This window comes from Ruminobacter amylophilus (assembly GCF_900115655.1).
GTDB lineage: Bacteria > Pseudomonadota > Gammaproteobacteria > Enterobacterales > Succinivibrionaceae > Ruminobacter > Ruminobacter amylophilus.
On the sequence record NZ_FOXF01000091.1, the window covers coordinates 1 to 2,654 of the forward strand.

Genomic DNA, 2,654 nt, shown 5'->3' on the forward strand with positions numbered 1-2,654 from the left:
GCTTAATATCTTTTTTTGCCATATTCATATAACTCCAATTAAGTCTTTAATATTAACAGACTTAACAGGAATACACGAATTTTATGTCACACCCGGGGCTCGAGTAATCACTCCACCCTTGGATGACGTATCACATTATTATACTTCTCTTAGAAGTTTAAATAATTCTGGCATATTAGTTCCAATTTTCCCACATTTTGAGTCATCTGATGTATCATTACCAATGAGATCATCTAAACTAGTTGCAAAATCACTATTTGCCTGATTTATAGCATAGTCTACTTTGTTTAAATAATATTTTTTAAACACATCTTCACTTATTCCCTTTGCATGACCAGCAATCTCAGATACCAACTTACTTGTATACGTATGCTTATCTGAAACCTTTTCATTCAGCATAATTTCACGCATATTTTTCGAATACTCACTTTTAACATCAACTAAATGTAATAATAACCAGAATTCAAATAATGGCGTCGAAATAAAACACTTATAGTTTTTATTCCTACATTCATCTACAATTCTCTTCATCTGTTCAACTGAATGATTTTTATAATCTCGATCTAACACTATCCCAAAGATGTCATCATTTCCTTTATAATCCCGCAAAAAAAGATTATAGTTTATGTCAATATCGGCCTCTTCAAGCAAAAATTCAAACTCTTCTACATCCTTGGTTCTTTCCAATTCCTTATTTAAATATTGCTTAACAAATTCATATGGATACTTTTGGTGAACAGCATCCATAAGACTCTTTGGCAACTTTTGAGGATCTCTCAGTTTAACATATTCCTCCAGTAATTCTAAGACTTGTTCTGGAGCACTATGATTATCATCCTTGGCGCGTTTTAATGGATGAATATGAACACCTTTTTTTATATTTAAATCTGAACGATTTTTTTGAATTAGGTCAAAGTATTGACGTTCCGTTTTATTCCCTTCAACAGATAAAAAAACAATTCTTAACGGTTCTTCTTGATTTTCTTCCTCAGATCGCGAAAACATACCATCTGATTTTAATCGAAAGGAATTTTGCATTTAGCCTTCCTCCTCTTCATCCCACGGATCTATACCAAAATTTGGGACTGCGCCATATCTCCCAAGCAAATAATCCTTTGCTACAGAATGATCAAATCTTTCTTTAAATTTATTAAGTGAATATAATTCTGAACTATGCTTTGCACTTCTTTCCACAAACCATATTTCATCTTGTCGTAGTAAATTAAGATTTAGAACATTTGAATCATGTAATGTTACAATTAGCTGCGTATTAGCACCTTGTGTCTTTTCAAAAAACTTTTGAATAAATTCAATTGTTAATTTACTATGAAAACTTCTATCTAGTTCATCAACCAAAATCACGTAGTTTTGTGTTGCCATCCTATATAGTGGGATTAAATCGAATAGTCTTTGAGTTCCATCAGATTCATCAGCAATTTCAAAAAGGTCATTGTTGTTGCCATGATTCATAACTAATTGACGAGCAACAATTTTTCCATCTACTTTTGAAAAAGAAAACCTTCTACCAAACACATCAATATTAATAGATAATTTCTCATTATCTTCTTTATCTTTTAATTTTTTTTCTATGCCATTAATAATATCATTTTTGATATCCTCAGGTAGAAATGACAAAGCCTTATCAATATCCCTCTCTTGACCGTCAATCATTTCTATTCCCGTGTCAAAATAATTCATTAGTTTTGCGACAGAATCTAGAGTATCATTGACAATATATTGATTGTATCCTCCGTACTTTGACTGTGGGAAAATAATAATCAAGGACTTAAACCAATTAATAGCATCATAAAAAAATTTAAAATCCTCTATATCATCAAGCTTGTGGCTTACTATTTCATATAAAAAAGTTTTGTTATCTGGAACATCTTCCGCATAAATATCAAATCTTTGTTTATTCTCTGCATTGCTAAAAGGAATATCTGTACTAACCTTTTGCTGATTTCTTTCAAAAATTGCCATTTCTTTATCATCTACTAAATATAACCATTCAGAGATAATAGAATTATCCGAATATGATATAGCTAATCCATAAGAATAAAAATGGCCATTGCTTACAAAATCGTACTGAAATACCCCTGGTCTGCTTAATGATTCTGGATCAATTCTAAAATTACTGTGAAATGTCCTACCAGCATTTAATCCGTAAAAAATTATATCTTTCCCAAAATTAATCGCTTTAATTAAATTACTCTTTCCAGCTGCATTAGCACCAAATAACACGCTACCTTTTAATAAACGTTTTCCATTAACAACTACTAAATGATTTTTTAAACGTGAGTGTTTTCCTGCTGCCATAGAAAAAACTTGTCTTTCATTAAACGAACGATAGTTTTCCACTGTAAATCTTACCAACATGATGTACACCTCCAAACATATTTATTACATGTTTTAATCACATCTTATCGCACTTTTAATCAATTTTTAATTGTTTTTAGAATATGTTTCTGATTTTTTTGTGATATTTTCACATGTTACCCAATTCTTCTAAAGTAATTCCTTCATTTAGTTTACCCTATTTTCACCTTAATAATGTTATTGACTCGAGATTCCCACTTGTTTTAAAGTGAAAATAACAACATAACCCATATCCTAGGCGGTTTGGGTGTTTTTTAAAAACATGTATTGATTTTTGG

2 protein-coding genes are annotated in these 2,654 nt (G+C 30.7%); both read right to left on the minus strand.

Annotation, left to right across the window (positions count from 1 at the left end):
• Window positions 1-138 precede the first annotated feature (138 nt).
• A complete protein-coding gene (locus BMY80_RS11815; protein ID WP_093143925.1) occupies window positions 139-1,038 on the minus strand; it encodes an RloB family protein in 900 nt (299 codons plus the stop codon).
• On the minus strand, window positions 1,039-2,376 hold the full coding sequence (locus BMY80_RS11820; protein ID WP_093143928.1) for an AAA family ATPase: 1,338 nt from the start codon (window positions 2,374-2,376) through the stop codon (window positions 1,039-1,041).
• Window positions 2,377-2,654: the final 278 nt, after the last annotated feature.